The sequence below is a fragment of the aff. Roholtiella sp. LEGE 12411 genome, assembly GCF_015206995.1.
Taxonomy (GTDB): Bacteria; Cyanobacteriota; Cyanobacteriia; order Cyanobacteriales; family Nostocaceae; genus Komarekiella.
In genome coordinates, this window is record NZ_JADEXR010000024.1 from 14,185 (window position 1) to 38,583 (window position 24,399).

A 24,399-nucleotide genomic window follows, 5' to 3' on the forward strand; every position below is an offset into this window, starting at 1 on the left:
CCTTGACTCTTGACTCTTGACCCTTGACCCTTGACCCTTGACCCTTGACCCTTGACCCTTGACCCTTGACCCTTGACCCTTGACCCTTGACCCTTGACCCTTGACCCTTGACAAAAACCTGATAATAGATACAGAAGTAACTTTTAATAATTGTATTTGCACATGATGGATAACAATCTAGCCGTTGTTTATCTCTCGATTTTGGTGGGTTTGCTCGCATTTACACTTGTGGGTGTTTCTCGCCAGATTTTCAAAACTCGCAAGCTTGAAAGCTCTCTGTCAAGATTGCGAAAGAAGTTAGAGAAAGAAAAAGGTACGGCTCAAGAATATTACGAGTTAGCCAGTATTTATTCAGAAAAGAAATTGTTCTCTCAGGCGATCGCACTGTTTCAAAAAGCGATTAAAGCCGCCCAAGAAGAAGGGGAAGAAAATGTCGCCCCCATTTACAATGGTCTGGGCTATGTTTACTTTACTCAAGAGCAATATGACTTAGCGATTCGTCAGTACAAAGAAGCCCTGAAAAATAAACCCGACTACGTGACAGGGCTAAATAATCTTGGTCATGCTTACGAACGAAAAAAATTAACTGCTCAGGCATTACAAACTTACGAAGAAGCACTAAAATTTTCTCCCAATAACTCTACTGCTAAACGCCGCGCTGAATCTTTACGCCGTTTGGTTTCTGCGTAACTGTTAGCAAATTAATTTAACGTTAGTCTCTTAATCTATCGGTTTCCAAGCAATAGCTAGGAAATAGAGAAGTATACGTTTGTTGAAAGAATGTAAACGGATGATTAAGAGGCTGCGTTTTTTTTTTGATAGCTATTACTATCACTGTCTTCACTGCTATATCACTAGGATTTATTGTCCGTTACAACGAGTCTGCCAAACCCATCAAATGGTCATATACAGTAGCGCAGATGATGGAGAAATTCGCTACTAATTAATGAAATGCTGTACTTAGTTTATATTAGATTAATAATTACTCTTCAGATGGTTGTTTACTGACTTTCGTTGCTGATGAATACTTAACTACAGTAAATTCAAATATTGGAAAATCAGCACCCTATAAAACCAACGCTGTTGGCGCTACTGTGAAAAACTCTAGGATAGTAATAGATATAAAAAAGGTTTGGCTGCTCGCCAAACCTCATATATAAATCCAGTGCATAACAACATCCCGAATTAATTTACTCATGATTCTGTTTCTAGGTCATCTTCCTATAGGATGTGTGCAAATATTCTGAAACCTGATACGACATTATTCTAGTATCTCTGAATGCCTCAAAAGACAAATAATTCTTGAGCCAGAGATTCTTTCGAGGCTCTAGCTCAAGAATTTAGAAGCTAAAAATTTTGATTAATAATATGAATTTTAAATATGTGGAGTGCGTTGAAGAGTGTAACGCACCCTACAGTTAAATGTTTATAACTATGGCTGATCTCTGCAATTTTATCAAAAAATCACAGAATAATTGTAGTGTTGTGCCAATATGCCAAATAGTTAACAACAAAAAAGACGGGATTAAACCCGTCTTTAGTATAACAAGTAAAAACATCTTGGTAATTTATGCAATATATCAAAATACTATGAAAACAAGTTGCCAAAATGCCAAATGATTACCAATCAAACGGATGAATTATTTTAGCTGTAAATAAATAATTGGCTATGTAATAAAATTTACTTTTGTTAAAACTTAATAGTTACTCAAAAGTCTAGTTATGAATTGCAACAGCACCTCAAAACCAGTAGATGAAAAAGTTCTACGATGCTAATGAGCAAAGTAGCGATCGCAGAACTTTTCGGTATACTGAACTTGTGAACAATCGGGATTTACTCTAAAAAATTACTGAGCCAGAACTAATTTGGCTAGAGCTTACGCCTGAGAGTAATAATGTTACTTGATTTAATTCCGTATTCAGATTAAAGATAACACCATCTTCAGTATCCGATATCTTGCCTTGAGAAAACATCTGACTTAACCAATCATCACCATTAACATAACCCCACCCTTGGAATACAATTTTATCGATACCCACTTGGAAGTCCTTAATTACATCAAACTCATTTGTAAGCAAGCTATCATTATGGTTGAAAACAAATTTATCATGACCATCCCCACCAATTAAAACATCATTACCATCGCCACCATTCAGGAGATCATCATCCCAACCGCCATAAAGTTTATCATCACCCTGATATCCATACAATAAATCCTCGCCTTTACCACCTTCGAGGACATCATCACCTTTGTATCCATCTAGTCTGTCATTTCCAAAACTGCCATAAATTTTGTCCGCATAATCACTTCCGTTTAGTTGATCATTCCGGATAGTGCCATAGGTGACGTCTTCACCCAAATTGCCGATTAAAGTGTCTCCTGTAAATTCAACGCCACTGTTATTAATTTGTACTATAGTTATCTTACTATTGCCTTTAAACACATTTCGATAAGCACCCATGGCTCTTACTGTAAGAGAGTCTTCACCATTATTACCATTAATATCACCAGTTCTTTCGTAATTCTTGATAGTGAAACGACTACTAACTCCCAGGTTAAAATCACTAATTTGCTCAGAGGAAATTAACTTACCTTGGATGCCAAAATAATCTAAGACCTTGGGTTGATTTATATCTTTGGTGTCTAACACCACAAAACTGGTTTTTGACGTAGCTTTGTTATATTCAGTCTTGTCATTTTCAATTTCCTTGGCTTTTAATTCTATATCTGCTGAAAAATTGAATGAGAAGTTTTGTTTAGCACCAACTGCAAAACTCGCAACCACTTTAGTTTGGACGTTGGCGCTTCCCTCAAAGGAACCACCTAAACCAATGCCAGTAATGTTACCGAAGAGTAAAGAAAAAGTTGGGTCACTTTTAAAAGTAGCTTTGGCGTCAAGAATCGCTTGAGCAACACCGCTTTTGACCAATGTCTCTCCCTGAATGCTAGTCAAAGTTCCTGAAGGGTTTTGACTGTAATTGGAGAAAAAAGCGAACCCTTGAGAGTTAGCAAAGTTAGGATTGGGATTAGGAACTGGATCTACAATTGGTTGAAGAAATAGAGTTTCTGACTGCATAAAATTTCCTGTGTTTTTTTTAGACTTGCAAAGAAAGCGGCTCGTTAATTTTGACAACTCACATAGGATTGCTATATAGTAATCCGATTGGATTCGTGAACTGACTTGTAGAGACAGGAAATGGGGGATAGGGGATAGGGAATGGGAAAGAAGGGAGTTAAAGGTGTACGCAGTTTTTTCAAAAATCAAATAGGAATCCTATATCTAGGCAATAATATCAATGCCTACTGCAATACCTATCAGTTCACGACCGCTAGGAAGTTCAGCAAAAATCAATGTATCGAGTTGACTGAAAGCAGATGTAGTGCTGAATGTATAAGTCCCGGTTGGGTTCAACTGCAACTGATCAATACCTTTCTCAAAGCCATAAATAATCGCATAGTCAGCGGAGCCAGCAGTTGCATAAAAAGAACCATTAGCATCCCCAAGCACAAATATGTCTTTTGTACCATCAGGAGAAAAATCTGTGATCGTGCCGGTTGCGTCAACTGTACCACCACCCACTAATGTATCTACCTCAAAGGTTCCTGTAGCACCAGTACCAAATCCATTTAGAATGTCACTACCAGCACCCCCAACCAGATAGTCTTCAAATAATCCTTGGGGAGCAGCATCAGGAGAGCCGTTACTATTTCCATTCAGATTATCGTTACCATCGCCCCCAAATAGTACGTCACTACCAGCACTTCCATAGAGTTGGTCGTCGCCACCCTCACCAAAAAGCAAGTCATCTCCAATGCTCCCGAACAGAGTATCATTGTCGAGACCTCCATAAAGGATGTCATTGCCAACACCTCCATTCAGCTTGTCATCACCACTATCCCCATTCAGAGCATCGTTACCAAGGCCTCCATTCAGCTTGTCATTACCGCTACCCCCATTCAGGGTATCGTCACCAAGGTTGCCAAACAAATCGTCATCGCCACCTCCGCCATTCAGTATAGAATTACCACCATTACCTGCAAAAATATTGTCGTTACTACCTCCGCCAGTTAAGTTGTCACTACCGCCAAGACCATAAATACTGTAACGATCAATATTAGTGTCTCCGCCAGGTACACTTAATACATCATTTCCACTAGTCCCTCGTAAGATCGCCATATTTTTTATCTCCTCAATTTGAGCATTTATTTTCTGACCAAATAGCTAAAATCAAGATTTTTACCAAAAATCTTATACTAAGCTAATAGACCTGTTCGATAATTTCTAAGCCAGTCTGTGCAAAGCTTTGAGCATCAGCTTTGATATCTTCACAGAAATGTACTAATCAGGATTAGAGATAATTTATGATAGTTTAGCCCAACAAATATCAACTCCCTGTATCTTATTGATCAGCGGAAATATCACTGTTGATTAAGTGGATAAAACTAAACTACCAATTATTAATCTAACCAACCCACAAACAGTAAGAATTATCTGCTTGTATACATGAAAACGAAGTCTAAATGGTAGATCAATGGTAGACGCTCAAATCTCTGTTCTACCATTTTTTTGTGCCCAAATTTATATTTCGGGCAAGCCTAATGGTAGATTCAATTGCATCTTTGCATCCCCGCGTCTTGCTAGTGATTTGAATTATGCAACTTCAAAGTAAATCAGCTAATCAAGGTTATAGATTACTCTCTTCCGAGAGTAACAAAAGAGGGTTAAATGTCAAACCTTTACCTAGAGAGGGATAGGCTTTGATTCCCTCTTTCCTTGCAACACGCAGTTATGTTTGTTAAAGGGACGACCGTCTAGAAAGTATTCCCACCGAATACAGACAAGAAAGTGTCTTGGTATGGAACTAAAATGCCGTCAACTTTGGCATTATCAGTTGAATCGAAGCCTGAAAATAACAAGTTTTTTGGGACAATGTTATTTGCTACGATGTCAATCCCATAACTTCCAGATGCTTTCAAGTCGGTGAAATGAAGATTGTTCCCTTCAGTTCTTTGGACATAGTTGTTACCACCAGTACCAATCAAGATGTCAGGGTCTATGTTACTCAAAATGGCGCTGTTCCCAAAAAAGTCAGCTTCTTGATTGGATATTTTATCCGTAAATGGGGGAGTGGCGCTATTAATGCTGATTAAAGACCTAATGAAGGAATCTGTGGCTGCTACAGTAGTTCTATTCGATATTGCTCCGGGTATGAAAACTTCCTTGTTTTGACTAATTGTCTGGTCTAAAGGGGAAGTAGATATTACGTTTATACTACTGCCAGCACCACTTGTATTCGTGTAGGATAGACCGATGACAAAAACACTGCTAGTAGAGATTCTAGCTTTAGAATTATTCATTGCACTCTCTCCTGATCCTGTTAGAGCTGCAATACCAGCCTTACAACTCGCCTGATATTGAAGCGTCAACTGTGATACTTGTGATTAGAGGCTAAACTGTGGAAGCGTTAGCATTAGCAGGCTTGACACAAGAATTGAATGCTATTGCACTAGTGCGTTAGCATTCTACGGCGTAGCTGAATCAAAGTATGAAAATCTCGTGTAAACAGAAGGTAGCACTGTCTTGAGGTCTTCCTTATAAGTAATTCACGAACGATTCAGGGGTAACAACAGGCTTGCTACATTAATGAACACATGTTTGTCAGTATAAAAACAAGCCTTTTCAAGGTGGGTAAAAATATGGCTCCAAAAATCCCCTTTTTATTTCTTGCCTCTGTGTTCTCTGCGTCTCTGCGGTTAGATAAATTACTTGGAACCGCACAGACACAGCAAAAAGTCGGAGCATCGGTTTCCAGCGCTCTGAACTTTTCAAGACAGAGAGCGCTGAGAAAAAACAATCTTATTTTACGAATCACCTTAAAAGGGCTAGTATAAAAACATAGGCCTTGCAATTATCTAGGCAACTATGTTAATATATCGAATATAAATTTAGAAACCTGCTGAAAACTATATTTAAGTTATAGCTTTCAGCAAGTTCTAAGTATTCAACTGTAGGTTAAGCAGAGTATATAATAACCCAACAAAACAATTGCTATGGAGTGTTGGTTTTATTACTCGTCTTAGCCTGCTTTTGTTTTCAGGCTTAACCTTAAACTAATCCAGTTAAATCAATTAGTGACCACTGCTAACGGAAATAGCGTTAACAAAGGTTTCAGAACGACCTTCTTCGGTTTGTACGCCACCGATAACGCTAGTGAATGTTGACTTACCGCTAGCATCGGAGCTAACAACTAATTCAGATGTAGATCCTGTTAAACCAGCCAAGTTAGTAGTAACTGACTTGGTGTAACTTTCGTCAACAACAGCTTTCACTACCTTGTCTGAAGTAAAGACGTTGTTGATATTAGTACCACGACCGCCAAAGACTTCTTCAGAGGTGTTTTCCAAGTAGTTTAGGTCAGAAATTATCATCGATTTTCTCCTGAAATCTAAGTGTTTTTGAGAGGTTTTGTTTGCAGCCAATTTCTTTTTCTTGGCTACATTTATAACTATATATTTGCTTTCATAAAAAGTCAATAACCTTGGCAAAAAAATCCTATAAATTTTCATCCTAATTTTCAGTTTTAATCATCAAAATATCTATTAGTAATCATAGATAAAAACCGTAATATTTAGACAAAAAAACCGTTTTCTCTTTAGTTTTTTATTCTTCTACAAAAGTAAATAAACTAGGAGATCGCTTTAATCAAAACTGTTAAAACTGAGTAAAAAAACCAACTTTTAATCGAACACGCTCGTGCGATCGCAAAAATATTCCAAAAAAACGCTCCAATTGAGGAACTGAGAAGCCTAGTACAGCACGACGAAAATTAAGTACTCATTTGAAATGTCTAAAACCCTTGCTACAAAGTAACTACAAATTATGAATTACGAATTACGAATTACGCGCAGCAGTACTAGGTTAGTACACCAATTGGTCAGCAGTGTGACTGGAAAGGCTAAATTAAAACACATTTAAATTGCACAATCATTCATGAGGGCTGTCTTTTATCATTTTTCATTAGCCAAAATTTTTATAAAGAACAAAGGACACATGACAAATGATTAGTGAATTTGTGTCCAAGTTAGACATTAGCTTATAAAGCAGTTCGCTTACACAAAAAAAGAGCGATCGCTTGCCTCATTCCAGGAAAATAGTCTTGTGGTTGATTGGGTTAACAAACATGACTTCTACCCTCACATGTATTGGAGAGCATTGAAGATTTAACCAAGTATTTAACACAGGTGAATAACTGACTTAAAATTGCTTTAGTAATTTCTCCTTTGTAAATTGGTTTCCGAATTTATTTGTAGACAAAGCTCCATAACCTGGACTTGTTGCTTTAACCAGTCAGAAAATGATTCTGTAATAATTTTTTGTCGCAACTGTTCATCTAGCTTGGGTTGAATAACCTCTTCCACCAGAATTAAATGCACCCCTTTGGTAGTCGTAATTGGTTTGAGAACTTCTGATGGTGCAGCAGTAAATATGACCGCTGCAATCTCTGGACGGAAATCTTTGCGGTATTGTAATCCCTGGTATCCATAAGTACGGCGGAGTTCTGATTCTGAGATATATAGATGAGCGACTTCTGGAAAGCTAATTTCGCCTTCTTCTAGAGCATAAAAAAGCTCTAAAGCTAAGTCTCGATCTTCAAAGATGACTTCGTAAGTAATAGCAGCCACATAATCTAGTTGACGTTCATAAAAGAACTTTTCAACTTGATCTGAGAATAAATGATTCGCTAACTTCTTTAAAAGCATATTATTATAGGTTAATTCTTCAAACTCATTTACAGACAGGCGGTGTTTTTCTAGCCATGCCCAAGTGTCTTTAGCTTTAACAAGCTTTTTCGCCAACCTGAAATCATCTCCTTCTTGCTGTAGTTCTTCTGGCGTGACTGTAATTCCTATCTGTTTAGCCGTTTCGCTAATAATGCTTTGGGATGCTATTGCTTGCAATACATCAGGTATTTGGCAGGAAAGTTTGAGACTATGAATGATGTCTGAACTAGAAATGGTCAAACTTTGGGGCATAACACGATATCTCTAATAATTAAGGGAGTTAGAAAGGATTGGTAACAATAAACTAATTATTAGTACCACACGTAGCATTTTGACTAAAGCTCCAAACCGCCTTTTTGCATTTTTTGAAATGGATCTAAAATGAAGTCAATTACCCGGCGACGGCGGATAATCACTTCTGCTGTTGCTGTTTGGCCAGAGCTTAATTGAATACGCTGCTTGCCATTCTGGATATAAGGTTTATCTAAAATGATTTCTAACTCAAAGTTTTCGACATTACCTTGAGGTACTTGTTGCACTTTCGTATCAGGTGAAATCCAATAGACATGTCCTTGTACGACTCCATATTCTTGGAAGGGATAAGCATCAAACTTGATTTTTACTGGCATTCCCACTTTTAGGAAGCCGCTTTGCTGGCTGGGTATATTAGCTTTAAGTACAAGATCAACATTTTTAGGGGCAATTTGGGCAATCCTCTGGCCTGGTTGAAGTACTGCTCCTGATTGAGAGACAGGTAATTCAAAAATCACCCCATCAATAGGCGATCGCACCACTCTTTGTCCTAACTGAAACTTTAAGGATGCGATCTGGCTTGTGGTTTGAATGATTTGCGATCGCAGTGTTGTAATTTGTGTTTGCAGGTTTTTTAGTTGTTCTTGACTTTTGAGCACAGCTAGTTTTCCAGCTTGAACGACGCTTTCATAATTGCTCTGTTCTTCTTGCAATTGGAGTTTCGCTTGCTCGATATCAGACCCCAAATAATTGATTGTCGCCTGGTAGCGATTCGTTTCCTCAGTTAAGCGCAATTGGGCTTGTTTGATGTCAGACTGCGCTTTCTCATAGAGTCTTTTACTTTCTTGTTGTTCTTTTTTGAGTTCATCAACCTGAGTTGCCGAAACAGCACCATCATTCACGAGTTGACTAAAGCGTTGGACTTGTCTGGAATCTATACTCAAACGAGCTTGGGCTGACTTTTGATTATCGTGAGTAGTGTGAATCTGCTGCTGTGCTTGACTAACTAACGCCTGTTTTTCTAATTTTTGTAAGTTGTAGTTACTTTGTTTAGCATTAAAATTCTGCCGCGCCTGGTTAATCTGAACGATTTTTTCTAATTCTTGAGATTTATTTTGTTGCTGTTGGACACTGATTGTTGACTGTAATTGATTTTTGAGTAGTTCTAATTGCGTCTGCTGACTGAGTAGTCCCAAGAGCTGGGCTTGAGCTTGTTGCAGTTCTGTTTGCAGCACATCAGATTCTATTTCCAGTAAAATCTGCCCTGCCTTGATGGTGTCTCCTTCTTTGACTCTGACAGCAGTAACAGTACCTCCAGATAAACTATCTAATTTTTGTGTTGCTCCTTTAGGTTCCATACGGCCTCTAGCGCTTCCTGTCTCATCTACTCTAGAGAGCATTGACCAAGGTAAGACAATAACAGCAAAGCCAAGCATTACATACAGTACAGAACGTACCCAGACTCTGGGTAAAGCATCTAGTAGTTCTTCAGTTCCGTAAAACCAATCTTTAGCTTCTACTTGATGATCAGTCTCAAGAGATTCATCAGGATTGACATCAGTTTGATCATGGTGTTCTGTTTCTCTATGAGCAATGGCAGATGATGAATTATGAGATGGTTGTGGCATAAATAATTATTTAGAACTGATGAGTGTTGATTGATATAGCAAAAAGTCTATAGATTAGGATGTTGTGAAACCGTGAATGTCATTAAGCCTCCGGCTATATCAACCTGCTTGGGCGAGTTGTTGTTGGTTCAGATAGTAATAATGGCCTCTTTTGGCGATTAATGCTTCGTGAGTACCGCTTTCTACTAAGACACCCCGATCTAAGACCAGGATTAAGTCAGCATTACGCACGGTAGAAAGGCGATGAGCAATTACTAAACTGGTTCGCCCTTTGAGTATTGTTTTTAAATTGTTCTGAATGATGCGTTCTGATTCAGCATCAAGGTTGCTGGTGGCTTCATCAAAAATTAGCAAGCGGGGATTTCCTAATAAAGCACGAGCAATTGCTAGGCGTTGGCGTTGTCCACCGGAGAGCATTCCGCCACCTTCACCTATTTGGGTTTCATAACCCATTGGTAATTGTTGAATAAATTCATCTGCTCCAGCCAAACGTGCTGCTTCTGCAATTTCTTCTAGGGAGGCATTTGGATGAGCAATACTGATATTCTCTTGAACTGTACCGCCAAACAAGAAGTTATCTTGATCAACCACACCAATCTGCGTCCGTAGCGATCGCAAAGCAATTTCTTTGATATCATGACCGTCAATTAAGACTTTGCCATTTGTGGGTGGATATAAGCCCAAAATTAACTTACTCAGGGTTGTTTTTCCAGAGCCACTACGCCCCACAACAGCAATCATTTGCTCTGGTTGAATTTCAAAGTTGATATTTTCTAGGATGTTAATATCGCTTTCTGGGTGATAGCGGAAAGTAACATTGTCGAAGCGGATATGAGCGCGGAGTGTCTGTAAATGCTTGCGGGAAGAGGTGAGTAAGTCTTCTTCTGGTTTTGCCCCCAAGACATCATTCAGCCGTTCCACAGAAATGAAGATTTCTTGTAACTGATTCCAAACCACTGCCAATCGCTTAAAGGGACTGATGACATTACCCATCAGCATATTGAAAGCTATCAATTGTCCGATGGTGAGTTCGTTATGAATTACTAACCAGGCCCCATACCACAACAATCCTGCGGATATCACACTATCGATGCTGGCGCTGATTACTTGCAAACGAATGCCAACTATCTGTGCGTTAAAACTTTTTTTTACCAAAGTGTTAAGCAGTTCTTCCCAATGCCAGCGCACTGTTTGCTCAATTGCCATTGAGCGGATAGAACGAATACCTGTAAGAGATTGAATTAGATAGCTATTTTCTTCAGATCCAGCATTAAAAATCTCTCTGGACATCCGGCGCAAAATGTTTGTACTTGCTAACGCCAAGATAAAAAATGGCGGCACAATCAATAGCACTAGCAATGTCATGCCTCTGTTGTACAAGAACATTACTCCCAGATAGATAACTATTGTCAATAAATCCAGAATGATAGATAGTGTTTCGCCTGTGAGGAAACGCTGGATTTTCTCGTTTTCTTGGATACGAGAAACAATATCGCCAACATAACGAGACTCAAAGAACGATAAGGGCAATCGGAAGGTATGTTTGATAAAACCTACCAACAGTGCAACGCTGACACGGTTAGCGGTGTGCGATAGCAGGTATTGACGCACGGCGTTCATCACAATACTGAACAGCCCAAAAATCAGCAACCCTAGACTAATCGCGGTTAAAGTGACGGTGCTACCCTGGACAATCACTCTGTCTAGCAATAATTGGGTAAATATTGGTGTGATCAACCCAAACGCTTGGAGCAACAAAGAAGCCAGAAATACTTCTAGTAGAACTTTCCAGTGAGGTTTAATCAAGTCAAAGAATTGCCACAATGAGCTACTAGCTTCTTCGGCGTTTTGCAGTGCTGCGGTGGGTTGCAAAAGTAGTGCATAACCAGTCCAACCAGCGTTGAATTCAGTACGGGTAAGGTTGCGTTGACCGATCGCCGGATCGCAGACAATCACCTGCTTGTCGGTAATTTCATAAATGACAATGTAATGTTTGCCTTCCCAGTGAGCGATCGCTGGTAAGGATTGCTCTGCTAATTTATCTAAACTGGCTTTCACCGGACGGCTGATAAAACCAAGAGTTTCGGCCGCAGCTGCTAAAGCAGGCAAAGATGCACCGCTACGAGTGACGTTAGTTAGCTCCCGCACTTTATTGACGCTAAAATGCTTACCCCAATAACGAGCGATCATTATCAAACAGGCTGCGCCACAGTCGGAGGCGCTGTGTTGAGCAAAGAAAGGATAGCTCTTGCTGAAGCGTCCCCATAAATGCCCGGCTGCAACCTTGGGTGTAGGAAAGTAAGGACGAGAGCTTTGCTGATTTGCTTGTGATTGGGGATCTCGTTGAGGAAAAGGAATGATTTTAGATTTTGGAGATTGGGAATATTTATTCTTAGTTTCCACTTCCCAACTCTCAGTCACTAATTCCCCGTCTCCAGTCTCTAATCCGCAATTCCTTAATTCCGGAAACAATTCTAGTGCTGTTTGCAGATTAGAATTTTTCAGAATGTAAGCAGTTGTTGATTGCGTTGCGTGCCAATCACCTTGTTTGGGTTGTGCAAAGATTCTACCTGATGTCAAAAAATAGCCTTCAGAATGTCGCAGTTGACCTTTGTACAATAACCATAATTGGGAGTCCTGGGATATTTGTGTACTTACAAAACCAGTTTCTAGCTGGTGTCGCTCAAAAAGGGATAAAGCTTTGACTATTTCTGTAATTTGTGATTTGTGGAACGGAAATTGGGAAGTTTGACGACACAATAGCAGTAAATCCCAAAGTTCAGCACGGGCAAGGAGGCAATCACGAATTTTCGGATATCTATCCATCAAAATTTGCAATGCCTCTTGCCTGAAATAACCAAGTTTTAAGTTTGTCGAAGCTCTGGCTGTGTAAGGAGCGAAATCAGCTTCAAGAAACAGAGTCGATTCGCCGAAACAAGACCATGCACAAAGTGTAGTAATTAAATTGTCAGAGCTATCCAACAGTCGGACTTTACCTGTAAGAATAATGTAAATACCAGAATTGGTATGTGCAGATTGCCAAAACTGCTTTGCTACTGGTGGTTCTACAATTTCCATTACTGTTATAAAGTCTTGTAACTCTTTTTCTGAAAGTGCTGCACCCAGGACATACAAGAGCCTTTCACTCAAATGTTGCCTAGAAAATACTGATGGCATTTTCTAATCTCCAAAACATAATTTAGTTATGAATCTGAATCAGATTAAAAGATTCGTGAATGCGATGAGAGAAACTAAGTCTCCCGCAAGTCAGCTTAAGGAGCGAGAGCTTAGTTTAGTCAAACTTATAGTGGTTCTCACTTGAGTGAGGTACAAAAATAAATAATTAACCACAGATGTAGACTGTAGACGCGCATCGGCTGACCACTATTTTGAACATTTTTGAAGGGTCTAAGTCCCTCGCTTATATTGCGCGACAAGTTTTGGGGTCGGGTTAAAATCCCCAGACGCTCTCTACGAGACGCTAAAAGCGAACGCGGACTCGCTAACGCTTCTCTACGAAACCAGGGCGAACGCTAATGCAAAACTTAATTACGAATTACGAACTATTTTTAATCTTGCGCTCCCATTTAATAACAAGACCACCTACATTTCACTGTTAAACTAAATACACTTTCATCCCATAGCCATATATGCAAAGGTTTTGGTGATTTTTCAGTTATTCTTAAATAATCCGATCATTTTTCTTGGAATACGTTAGATTTTTCCAAATTTTGTTTGTCCTCTAGGATGTACTTAGCCCAAAGTAATGACAGACACATCTTTGAGAGATTATTTACCTTATGATTTAGTGGTTAAGTGAAGCTAGCCGATCTTAGTAGTAGGTTATTAAACGTATTTTTGCTGTATTGATAATTAAAACGATAATATAGGCTATGTAATTTCGTACCATGTGTTTTAAATCACATTCTTTATATGTTTGTCATCACAGCTAAATTAAGAAATTTAGTTGTAGGGCGTGTCATCAGTTGAGCCAGATCACATAGTAGAGAGGTAAATTGCACCGATAAAATAGATCTTAAGCTTGTCATAGCGAGTGACGATGTCTACGACGGGCTGCGTCTACGCACGGTAATGCTTGAGTTTAGCTCATATATTTTCAATTTCCGTGACGGGTCTTTGAGAAACCAAAAACCGCGCTCGGTCTACTGATATTTTCTTGTAGTCAAAACAAAAAGGATTGTTTGACCTTTAGCAATCCTGTTAAGATGCTTCGATGTCAAAAATACAACATTCCCTAAACCAAAAAGTCGGTTGGTCTTTAGATAAGCGAGATCCAAGCTTCATCAAATCTTTGATGCCTCTATTAGACTTTTTATATCGTTACTATTTTCAAGTTCAAACTAGCGGCTGGGAGAATATTCCACTTCAGGAAAAAGTCTTATTTGTCGGTTCGCACAATGGGGGACTTGCGGCTCCCGATATGGTAATGATGATGTATGACTGGTTCCGCCGATTTGGTGTAGAGCGACCTGTTTATGGTCTGATGCATCCCAAAGCCTGGCAGGTTAGCCCCCCAATAGCGGAACTGGTTGCTAAAACTGGAGCAATTGTAGCTCATCCTAAAATGGCTTACGCTGCCTTGCGCTCTGGAGCAAGTTTGTTGGTTTATCCGGGTGGAGCAGAAGATGTCTTCCGACCGCATTATTTACGTCACAAAATCTATTTTGCGGGGCGACAAGGGTTTATCAAGCTGGCACTACGGGAGAATGTGCCAATTGTGCCTATGATTTCCGTTGGTGCTCACGATACGCTGATTGTACTAGCTGACTGTTACAAAATTGTGCATCAACTCCATGAGTGGGGGATGCCTTGGCTGTTGGGGATTGATCCGGAAGTCTTTCCTATTTATCTAGGACTGCCTTGGGGATTAGCATTTGGGCCACTGCCTAACATTCCCTTGCCTGTGCCTATATATACGCGGGTTTGTCCTCCGATTATCTTTGAACGCTACGGTCGAGAAGCTGCTAGCGATCGCCAGTATGTCAACGCCTGCTATGAATTGGTCACAAGTCAAATGCAGCAAGAGTTAGACAACTTAGTTAACTTACGTGCCCAGTCACAGATCATCAAGCACTAAAGCTATTTGGAACTAAGGAAGGCTTGAGATAAGGATAAAGTACAAACCGTTGCTGATTCATCGGATCAATCCACTGTTCAGTCTCATTCAACTCCTGCTGGAACTCCTGAACCATCATCAGTGCTTTCTCATCTGGAATCATGCTTTTACCAGTAATACTGGTATAGGCAGCATGGGGCATATAGCGCAAGTTATAAATAATACGGATCTAAACAAATTTCGTCAAGAACTGTAACGCTTCTGATAGAGTACGGTTATTGCGATCGCTCATAGCTATAAAACCGAACCTACTGAAATTTAACGTTGACCTAATGTGATAACTAGGAAGCTTAGATTGAGCTTTTAAACATTGAGGATTGCTTGAAAAAAGTATCCTGGTTGTCGGTAAAGCTACGAAGCTTGAAATTAAGCCTCCTAGAAACCCAACATTTAATCTTAGAGGTGATATATATGGCACTGATGCGTTGGAATCCATTTCGGGATATTGAACGCTTAGAACCATTCCGAGAAATTGACACCTTACAGCGGCAAATGAATCGCTTGTTTGACAGGTTGGTATCAACTGATGGTGATGAAAGGACTGGATTTACCATCATTCCTGCTGCCGAACTCAAAGAAACTGATGATGCAATTCACTTGAAACTAGAAGTACCTGGTCTAGAAGCAAAAGATGTAAATGTAGAAGCAACCCCTGAATCAGTTTCTATTAGCGGTGAGCGGAAATATGAATCCAAGACAGAAGAAAACGGTGTAACTCGATCTGAATTCCGTTATGGTAAATTCCAGCGAGTAATTCCGTTACCTTCTTTGGTTCAAAACGATAAAGTACAAGCTGAATACAAAAATGGCATTCTCAGCTTAACTTTGCCGAAAGCTGAATCAGAAAAACACAGAGCTGTTAAGGTTAATCTCGGTTAATTTCGTCGCTTTAGTTCATCTCAAGCCGAAAATAAACAGGATTGGCAGTGCAATTTTCAATCCATAAATTCCTGTCAATCCTATTTTTTTTTCAGCGCCACAATTGCTTCTGTTCAATTGAAAACCGTTTTCCGTTACCTGTGCCTAAGTCCTGTATTTAAACTAAAAGATGTTCAATTTAGGTGCGCGACAGCTTAGTCATCCCTATTATCCACTTCTATAGTGGGACGCGGACAACGCCAACTTGCTTCCCCAGTACCAACATCGGTGCAACCTTGAGCTTGCATGGCATCTCGCGAGACATCTTCTGGTTTATAAAATCGCCAACGTCCTCTGTCATCTGGCCCCGATTCTGCTCGGAGTCTGCGTGTATCGCGATCGTAGTCACGACGTCCATAATCACGCCTATTATCATCCACCTCTACCCTGATACTGCGGCGTGGACAACGCCAACTTGCTCCCCCAGTACCAACATCGGTGCAACCTTGAGCTTGCATGGCATCCCGCGAGACATCTTCTGGTTTATAAAATCGCCAACGTCCTCTGTCATCTGGCCCCGATTCTGCTCGGAGTCTGCGTGTATCGCGATCGTAGTCACGACGATTTTGAGATATCAACAAGGGAGTAGCGGTGGACTTCATCTCTTGTGCAAAGACCGAGGATCGATAAATATGAATGGGAAATGCAGGCATAAGAGTACCACAAGCTACAAAAGTCATTAACTGAGTAAACCGACTTAATTTAGCGAGATCAAGCATCTTTTTTCTCCGTATGGAAAGTATATATTTATTACTAATCTCAATGGAGTAGGAGATTCCCAATAAATAAATTATCCAATAAACGTAGACGCAAAGCAGTGAAGCAGTGTTCTTGGGAGGATTTCCCGACAGCCAGGCCACTGCTGTTAGCGTAGCGCCTTCTCTACAAGAGATGCGCCCCGTAGGGGTACGCTTAGAGCGAGGAAGGAGCGTCACCCGAAAGTTGGGAAGAATACATACAATTTTCACTGTTTTACGTTCCACCCATCGTTTCGTCGTTTATTTACGAAAATGGCTTTGTCATTGGACACCCTTCTACCACAAGGAAGAGGGGTTCGATTGAGCGGTGGGGTATTTTTATGATGGGCTACGAGCCACTGGTAATGACTTGATTTACTGCTCATAAGCAGTGGAAGTGAAAAATCCCGCGCTTCCTAATCCCTAACTCCCCAAATGACGGCGATGAAAATCGCCTGCGCTTACATCCCCACATATAAAATTCATCCCAATCAATAAAATTAGGGGCTGAAGCGTAAATACTTTGGTAAGATTTCTACAATCTGTTTAAGTCCTTATAAAGGTCTTCAAGCTAGTGTTGTAGAAGAGTAGTCTTATCCAGTTAAACCAATTTGTGCCTGCCTTCTGTAGGCGAGGTCAATGCTAGATGTAGTACTTGAGTTACAGCACTGGCATGATGGTTAGGGATTTTGTTTTAATTGAAAGCTATACACTCTGCATCTAGAGTGCATCGCATTAGGCAAAAACAGTTATTGATAAGCACTAGGAGTAGAAATCGTTGACCCAATCAAGCGCTATAAAGATGCTGGTAGTGTTTGCTCATCATGAATTAATACTGAAGAGATAGCCGATGAGTAACTCTCATGTTATGTTGCTTTGCCAAGCAACATCTGTACCTTGTGGTTGGCGTCAAATTCATTGATTTGAATAAAACTTCCACGTAAACACACACTGATGCAGTTTCATTTGCTTGAATAGCTATATTGATAGGACATTGATACGACGGAAATTCACAATTCCTGATTATGGCAAGTAAACTCATTGATGTTAGGGAATATACTGTCAGAGCGCACAAAAGACAGATTCATACTCGTATTTTCAACTTTGTCTGTAAGGAGTGCAATGAGGCTACAAAACGCGAGACTTTTGGGCCACGACCTTTATATTGTGAAACGTGTCGCCCTCCCCAAGCGCACAAAAAATCCCAACCAACAGCTCACAAAGCTAAACCTAGACCAATGTCTTATAAAAGTGATACTGATTTAAATTGATTGAAGCTCTATGACATCAAAAGGACAATTAGAACCACCTCCGGGCACATTTCTCTCTCCCTTATTGGAATTAAGAGACTATTACGCTCGCCTCACCGAAGAGTACGAACGCTTATTTGTGCAGGCGCGATCGCAGCTCGACCATGTAGAAGCATTGTTGTCTAACTGGTCTTTTTCAAACCCTAATAATCAGATATCAAGACTTGCAACAATTGATGAGACTTCAAAACCTTCTCAAGAAGGCTCGCTACTGTTTCTATCACCGCATGATGATATCTCTCAAATCGATTTAGTCGAGTCCATACAGTCAGAACTCAAAGACTCAGACAACTTTGAGATAGAAAGTTCCTCCTCTGCTGTTGATACAGAAGAAAGCCAACTTCCAAGTACATCACCAGTCACAGAGACACCCTTAGAGAGCAACGATAACTCAATAAGGGTGTCGGAAGTTCCAATGCTACCCCAGTATCAAGCTCTCTCTCGGATGGAAGCCATAAAACAGCTGTTGCAAGAATACATTGGGACAGTGTGTCATATAGATTTTATCGTGCGATCGCTTTACGGTGAGTTGGAGTCAAATCTATTCAGAGTAGTTAAAGGTAGAGTCCAATCCTCTCTTACCCAAGGGAGAGAAAGGAATGCTTGGGTAGCTGTCCCCGAAGAACCTGGTTGTTACACTCTGGATTTGAGCTTGATAATCCCAGGTAATGGTAATGGTTCTGTCAGGAATGTCAGACACAAAAAGAAGAAACCTTTTGTACCCCCGAAGACAAAAGTAGTACCGATGCTCAGAGCATTTGAAGGTCAATTTTTAATTGATGCGATGACCTCTCTTCTAGAACAAAATCCAGGTAAAGTTTTCAGCGTTGCTGAAGTCATCACCGGACTTTATGGAGAACTAGATTCTCAGGAAATTAGAGAGATTAAAAATAAAGTGCTGAATGAATTATCTAGAGGTCATCGGACAGGTAGATTCTCTAGGATTCCTGATCAAATCGGCTTTTACACCTGGGACTTCAATCTGGTATCGAAGGGAGGCGCACGATAAAGGGGATTGGGGAAGGTGGGGCCCCCTCTGGGGATATGGGGTAATGGGGACTAGGGACTGGGTTTGAAGCGGAAATATTATGGAATTTGCTCTAACCGCTCCCAAATTTTAGAATAGTTCCCCAGTACCCAGTACCCTCTTAGTGGAGCGGCTACCCATGAGCAATAAAACGCCTTAACTATTCCGTCCAAGCGAGAGTGCGTTTAACTGCCTTTTGCCAAGTAGGGAAGTTAGACAAAGCGCTTTTACTCCTTGGTTCAAACACGCGTTCAATCTGCCGTTGACGCACCAGTGCTTCATAGCTATGCCAAAATCCTACAGCTAGACCTGCTGCACATGCTACACCCTGGACAGTGGTATCGCGCATTATCGGGCGTTCAACTGGAATACCTAACACATCAGCTTGAAATTGCATCAGGAAATTATTCTCGCAAGCACCACCATCTACAATTAATCGCCCCATTGGAGTACTATTAGATGCATTAATTGCTTGCACGACTTCCAGAACTTGATAGGCGATCGCTTCCAAGACAGCACGGACTAGATGTTGTGGTTGGACACTGGCGGTAATGCCGAAAAAGGCTCCCCTGGCATTCATATCCCAGTAAGGTGCGCCCAGCCCACTAAATGCAGGTACAAAGTATACCCCGCCGTTGTCTACAACTTGATTTGCCATCGTTTCCGTTTCCCCAGCAGTTGTAATCAGCTTGATGCCATCACGCAACCATTGGATACAAGCTCCAGTAGTAAACATACTGCCTTCTAGGGCATAGCCTACATCCAAAGTTCCGCTTTGATTTGCTTGTGTCCATGCCAAAGTGGAAATTAGCTGATGTTTCGTAGGCGTAGCCCGTCGTAGACATTGCACTGGTTTAGATCCCGTGTGAGCTACTAAAAAGCTACCAGTGCCGTACGTGCATTTCATTAAACCGGGGCGATCGCAGCCATGACCAAACAAAGATGCTTGCTGATCTCCTAAGATGGCAGTGATGGGAATTTCAGCGCCAAGCATTGCAGTATCGGTGACTCCAAATACTCCCAAGCTGGGCTGAATTTGCGGCAGGATATGAGCAGGAATCTGGAATATATCTAGTAATCTCTCATCCCATTCACAGGTTTGGAGATTCATTAACATTGTACGGCTGGCATTGCTGTGATCGGTGGCATGGACTTTCCCACCTGTGAGGTTCCACAGCACCCAACTATCAATAGTGCCTGCTAAGAAGTTTTTTAAGTCAACGTCTGCAAAATGGTCTAGCAGCCACCTGAGTTTGGTGGCGGAGAAATAGGCATCAATAATCAATCCGGTGCGATCGTAAATCTCTTGGGCATAACCTTGCTCTTGTAGCTGGTGACAAAGGGGAGCGGTGCGGCGATCTTGCCAAACAATCGCCCGATGCAATGGTTTACCTGTAGTTTTATCCCAAATCAAGCAGGTTTCTCGCTGCACCGTCAGCCCTAGCGCAACAATTTCCGATGGTGGAATCTGGGCATTCTCAATTGCGGTTTGCATCACCCAGCAGGTATCCTTCCAGATTTCTAAGGGATCATGCTCTAACCATCCCGGCTGAGGGTAATATTGCGTTAGTTCTTTGTATGCTTGGCCGACAATCTTGCAGTCTGCGTTAAACACAAAGGCGCGGTTGCCTGTTGTACCCAAGTCCAGTGCTAAAATGTAGCCCAATGATGAAGTGTTGCTGCCAAGTGTCTGCATAGCCGCCCTGAATGCCGTGATAGCGATTTTACCAACTCAGGTAAGCTGTCGCGCACCTAAATTGAACATCTTGTTAGTTTAAATAGTCACGCATTCCAGAGTCCAGAGTCCAGTTAGCCTTGACTCTTGACAATCTTGATGAGTAACTATGCAAGTTTATTTGCTAGGACTTACGCAACTGGCACACAAAGCTTCTGTTATAAGAGTCAAGGGTCAAGAATCAAGGTTTCTTGGACTTTTGACCTTTGACTCTGGACAACCTCTGGCGTTAAAAATATGACACTTGCGTAAGTCCTGTTTGCGTAACAGCTTAACATCAGGTATGTAGCAATTCTATATAAATAAAACCCGAAACCCTGTAGAGACGTTACATGTAACGTCTCTACATATAAACATGTAACGTCTCTACGTATGATTTCTGAAAATGCTAACTGCTGTAATTAACAAAATCCTTCAAAATAATATGTTTTTTTGAGTCGAAACTGATCATACCTTGTTGTTGTAATTTGCCCATCAATCGGGTAATTGTTACTCTGGTAGTACAGCAGGCATTAGCAATATCTTCATGAGTAAAGCGAACACTAAAACGAGTTCCATCCGACACAGTTTCGCCGACTTCCTGTTTTAAAAGTTGCAATAGATGGTGCAAACGCTCTTGTACCCGCCGTCTTCCAGAAATGACTAAAAAAGCTTCTGTCTGCTGTAACCGCTGTTTTATTTTTGGTAATAGGGCATGGCTGAGCGTTGGTTTAGCAGCGATCTCTGCTACGTGAATTGATACTAGCTCGACATCAGCGAGGGCTGTTACTTGGTAAATATTTAGAGAGGTCATACTAGAGCCGAAAACCATTCCAGCTGTTGCTAACCCTATCACTATTTCTTCGCCTGTTTCACAGAAAGTACTTAATTTAACCAAACCCTGATAAACATACAAAATTTCTAATGGGTTGACGGGAATATTTTCTCCTTTGGAATATTTCTGCATGGAGCGATCGCCCATGAGGCCACTGTCATTATTCTCTAGAGTTAATTCTTGCCGACACTCACTAATGTTACGTAGCGCCCAGCGTAGAGATATTACCTTACCTTGCTGATTGCGGACAACAGCCACTGTCAAAGCTGCATCAAAAGACTCACCATGACGTTGCTGGAAGCGTATTACTAATTCTCTAACTTTGTCCGATTGGCATAGCTGAATCAGCTGACTACGAACATAGTGACGTTCTTCTAAAGGAACGAAGTTAATTATTGGTTTTCCCACTAAAAAATGTTTTGAAATATTGAGTAATCTTGCAACCACTAGGTTAGCTTCTTGAATTATGCCTTCAGCATTAGTTACTAAATAGCCGTCTGGTGCCAACTCGAATAAATCTTGGTAACGTTGGCGTTCTGCTTCTAGAAAATTTCGTGTTTGTATGAGTTCCTCATTTTGCTGGTATAGTTCCTCTACGGCTAACTGCACTACCTTTGAGGTGCCATAAAGTTCTTTAAAAGCTTCCGGCAGGAGGTCTGGTGGAATCCAAGGTAATACTGTAACAGTTTGGTATAAATCTGTTAACCGCTTGTGCAATGCTTCTGTGCGTTGGAGAAATAGTTCTATGTTCACTTTATCTTCCCGCTACTTGCTTGCAGAGGTTGAGCAAAATTCTGAGACACTTCCTCGAAAAATATTTTACAGCTTATTGTTGGCAAATGAGGAAGCTAACTAGCAAGCGAATCAAGAGTAAAAAAATCTGGCATTTGTTTGTAGAAATAGGAGTAAAACAATGTCTGGGAAGTGCTATATCTCAAAATTAAATTACATCTGTTATTTAATCATAGTTTCTACTACTCACTAATTTAATATTTGTGATGTTTCTTGCTATTAGTTATCTAGTTAACACAGTAAGTATTAATATTTACCGCAGCTTCCACCACAGGAACCAAGCTACTAATACTAAAGGCGTAGAATTATTGTTAAATTTGTATGTGTTCATGAATACAATTCAATGATTTATCTAATACTTTATATTTATAAAATATTATTAAGAACCATAAATATAGAAAAATTATGGTGGGGGCTTTTACCCGCCACCAAATTTTAAAAAACTTTTCCTAGTACCCGGTACTGGAGCGGCTTTGCTCCCCCAGCAGTTGAATCACTAAAAAATTTGTATGGAGCAATACATAGTCAATTAACAATAATCCGCCTCTTTAGTTAGAGGATGGGAGAAATAGTAACTTGGTGTAATTGGAAAATGCGTAACAGCTTATCAACGCGCGAGATCCAAGGAGTGATAAGTGAGGTGTAAATGCTATCATGTCTCGTCACTCCTCTTTTTTTACTTAACTTTACTGTCCAATGTTAAGCAACTTCGCCATAGCCAGCCGTTGCAACTTACCAGTAGCACCACGGGGTAGTTGATCTAGAATGTGAATTTGCTTCGGGACTTTGAAATCTGCCAACATGGTTGAGCAGTGTGCTAAAAGTTCCTCTTTACTGGCTTTTGCTTTGAGGACTACAGCAGCGTGGATATCTTCTCCTAGAGTTTTGTGGGGTACAGCAAAGGCAAGGGCTTCTATAACAGCAGGATGGCGCAGCAAGACATCATCCACCTCTAAAGGAGAAATTTTTTCCCCACCCCGATTAATCAGTTCTTTAATACGTCCAGTCAGGCGGAGATAACCATCTTCATCCAGCGTACCCTGATCGCCTGTGCGGAACCAACCGTTAACAAAAGCAACGGCATTAGCTTCTGGGTTATTTTCATAGCCGTCAATGACATTAGGTGCTTTGATTACTACCTCACCTAAACTTCCTTGGGGGAGCAGATTGCCTTCAGAATCCATGATGCCGACTTCTACACCGAAGCCATAACCAACAGTTCCGGGTTTCCGCACTTTCGGCGGTAGGGGGTTGGTCGTCATCATGTGAGATGCTTCGGTCATGCTGTAAGATTCCAGCACAGGAGCATTTAGAGTTGCTTCGAGCTGTTCAATAATAATTGGAGGTAGAGGAGCACTACTTGAGCGAATGAAGCGGAAGGGGTTGGCTTTGACAATTTCTGTGTTGCGGCTGGCGCGGGCCAAAATTGTCTGGTGCATCGTAGGTGCTGCGGAGTACCAGGTAGGTTTGAAGGTTGCTACCAGTTTCCAAAATTCTAAGGCATTAAAACCATTGGGACAAACTAGTGTACCGCCAGATGCCAAGGTTGCTAACAAACACCCTACCAGTCCGTGTACGTGGAATAGTGGCATTAAACAAAGCGTGGTGTCAGATGCTGTTAGGGAGTAAGCACCGATGATATTGTTGGCTGAGGCAAGTAGGTTGCGATGGCGAATGGGGACACGCTTAGGACGACTGGTTGTGCCGCTGGTGTGTAAAATCATCGCTACATCATCAAGATCAGCAGGAGCAGGGGAATTTGATGATTCTGCTGGTGCTGAGCCTGCTTTGACTAATTCAAAGCTCAATGTGCCGTCAGTGTTGACCCTGGCATTGATTAGTATCATATCGGGTGTGGTGGCAAATATCGCCGCTTCTGGCATCCCAGACAGAGTAATCAGCGCTTTTGCTTGAGTATCTTCGTAGTAGAAGGCAAATTCTTCTTGCTTGTATTTGGGATTTAGGGGTGCAGCAGTGCCACATAGAGAAGCAGCAATAAAAGTAATTGCCATTGGTGAACCATTAGTCATGGCAATGGCAATGCGATCAGAGCTTTCACCGGAGGTGTTGGTGGAGCGATCGCCTCGTTTCAACCCAAAGCTGTTAAGCTGAGATACCAGTTCAATAACATTCTCACGCAATTGTTTATAGCTCAGCGATGCTCCACCAGGCGTGATCAAAGCTGGATGATTATCTTGCCCTGCTAAAAGCTCAAATAAGTTCATTAGTGACCTCTAGGAAACCGCATCTCCTTGTAGGAGTAAT

17 protein-coding genes are annotated in these 24,399 nt (G+C 41.0%); 5 read left to right on the forward strand and 12 right to left on the reverse strand.

All coding sequences use genetic code 11. The features are described from left to right. The first annotated feature begins 165 nt into the window (after positions 1 to 165). On the forward strand, positions 166 to 690 hold the full coding sequence (locus IQ246_RS07990) for a tetratricopeptide repeat protein (RefSeq protein ID WP_194001841.1): 525 nt from the start codon (positions 166 to 168) through the stop codon (positions 688 to 690). Between the two features lie 1,149 nt (positions 691 to 1,839). On the opposite strand, the gene IQ246_RS07995 is transcribed toward IQ246_RS07990, so the two are convergent. The 7 genes from IQ246_RS07995 to IQ246_RS08025 all read right to left on the reverse strand — a co-directional run bounded on the left by IQ246_RS07995 (position 1,840) and on the right by IQ246_RS08025 (position 12,841). Continuing rightward, complete coding sequence (locus IQ246_RS07995) at positions 1,840 to 3,135, reverse strand: calcium-binding protein (protein ID WP_194001780.1); 1,296 nt, start codon at positions 3,133 to 3,135, stop codon at positions 1,840 to 1,842. Positions 3,136 to 3,282: 147 nt separating this feature from the next. After that, entirely contained in the window at positions 3,283 to 4,179 is an 897-nt protein-coding gene (locus tag IQ246_RS08000; protein ID WP_194001782.1) for a calcium-binding protein, read from the reverse strand. Between the two features lie 635 nt (positions 4,180 to 4,814). Then, positions 4,815 to 5,360, reverse strand: a complete 546-nt coding sequence (locus IQ246_RS08005; RefSeq protein WP_194001784.1) for a hypothetical protein — start codon at positions 5,358 to 5,360, stop codon at positions 4,815 to 4,817. Between the two features lie 771 nt (positions 5,361 to 6,131). Further along, positions 6,132 to 6,431 (reverse strand): hypothetical protein, encoded by a 300-nt coding sequence (locus tag IQ246_RS08010; protein ID WP_194001786.1) that lies wholly within the window; start codon positions 6,429 to 6,431, stop codon positions 6,132 to 6,134. 837 nt (positions 6,432 to 7,268) lie between these two features. After that, positions 7,269 to 8,036, reverse strand: coding sequence for a peptidylprolyl isomerase (locus IQ246_RS08015; RefSeq protein WP_194001789.1), 768 nt, complete (start codon positions 8,034 to 8,036; stop codon positions 7,269 to 7,271). Between the two features lie 83 nt (positions 8,037 to 8,119). Next, on the reverse strand, positions 8,120 to 9,664 hold the full coding sequence (locus IQ246_RS08020; RefSeq protein WP_194001791.1) for an HlyD family efflux transporter periplasmic adaptor subunit: 1,545 nt from the start codon (positions 9,662 to 9,664) through the stop codon (positions 8,120 to 8,122). 99 nt (positions 9,665 to 9,763) lie between these two features. Then, positions 9,764 to 12,841 (reverse strand): peptidase domain-containing ABC transporter, encoded by a 3,078-nt coding sequence (locus tag IQ246_RS08025; RefSeq protein WP_194001793.1) that lies wholly within the window; start codon positions 12,839 to 12,841, stop codon positions 9,764 to 9,766. A gap of 1,057 nt (positions 12,842 to 13,898) precedes the next feature. Here IQ246_RS08025 and IQ246_RS08030 point away from each other — a divergent pair. Next, entirely contained in the window at positions 13,899 to 14,762 is an 864-nt protein-coding gene (locus IQ246_RS08030; protein WP_194001795.1) for a lysophospholipid acyltransferase family protein, read from the forward strand. Here IQ246_RS08030 and IQ246_RS08035 read toward each other — a convergent pair. Continuing rightward, positions 14,752 to 14,943, reverse strand: a complete 192-nt coding sequence (locus tag IQ246_RS08035) for a hypothetical protein (RefSeq protein WP_194001797.1) — start codon at positions 14,941 to 14,943, stop codon at positions 14,752 to 14,754. The two genes, IQ246_RS08030 and IQ246_RS08035, sit on opposite strands and share 11 nt — an antisense overlap. A 269-nt stretch (positions 14,944 to 15,212) precedes the next feature. Between IQ246_RS08035 and IQ246_RS08040 the strand changes: the two genes are divergently transcribed. Further along, complete coding sequence (locus tag IQ246_RS08040) at positions 15,213 to 15,680, forward strand: Hsp20/alpha crystallin family protein (protein WP_194001799.1); 468 nt, start codon at positions 15,213 to 15,215, stop codon at positions 15,678 to 15,680. A 194-nt stretch (positions 15,681 to 15,874) separates the two neighbouring features. On the opposite strand, the gene IQ246_RS08045 is transcribed toward IQ246_RS08040, so the two are convergent. After that, positions 15,875 to 16,438 (reverse strand): hypothetical protein, encoded by a 564-nt coding sequence (locus tag IQ246_RS08045; RefSeq protein ID WP_194001801.1) that lies wholly within the window; start codon positions 16,436 to 16,438, stop codon positions 15,875 to 15,877. Positions 16,439 to 17,481: 1,043 nt separating this feature from the next. Between IQ246_RS08045 and IQ246_RS30205 the strand changes: the two genes are divergently transcribed. Both IQ246_RS30205 and IQ246_RS08050 read left to right on the forward strand, forming a co-directional pair. Then, a complete protein-coding gene (locus IQ246_RS30205) occupies positions 17,482 to 17,727 on the forward strand; it encodes a hypothetical protein (protein ID WP_244141959.1) in 246 nt (81 codons plus the stop codon). Positions 17,728 to 17,737: 10 nt separating this feature from the next. Then, positions 17,738 to 18,775 (forward strand): hypothetical protein, encoded by a 1,038-nt coding sequence (locus IQ246_RS08050; protein WP_194001803.1) that lies wholly within the window; start codon positions 17,738 to 17,740, stop codon positions 18,773 to 18,775. 178 nt (positions 18,776 to 18,953) lie between these two features. Here the strand turns inward: IQ246_RS08050 and glpK are convergent, their stop codons facing one another. The 3 genes from glpK to IQ246_RS08065 all read right to left on the reverse strand — a co-directional run bounded on the left by glpK (position 18,954) and on the right by IQ246_RS08065 (position 24,359). Continuing rightward, the gene (gene glpK, locus IQ246_RS08055; protein WP_194001805.1) at positions 18,954 to 20,489 is read right to left on the reverse strand and encodes a glycerol kinase GlpK; all 1,536 of its coding nucleotides are present in this window, start codon (positions 20,487 to 20,489) and stop codon (positions 18,954 to 18,956) included. 427 nt (positions 20,490 to 20,916) lie between these two features. Beyond that, positions 20,917 to 22,095, reverse strand: coding sequence for a helix-turn-helix domain-containing protein (locus tag IQ246_RS08060; RefSeq protein ID WP_194001807.1), 1,179 nt, complete (start codon positions 22,093 to 22,095; stop codon positions 20,917 to 20,919). Between the two features lie 725 nt (positions 22,096 to 22,820). After that, positions 22,821 to 24,359: an acyl--CoA ligase gene (locus IQ246_RS08065; protein WP_194001809.1), complete on the reverse strand. Its 1,539-nt coding sequence runs from the start codon at positions 24,357 to 24,359 to the stop codon at positions 22,821 to 22,823. Between the last annotated feature and the right edge of the window lie 40 nt (positions 24,360 to 24,399).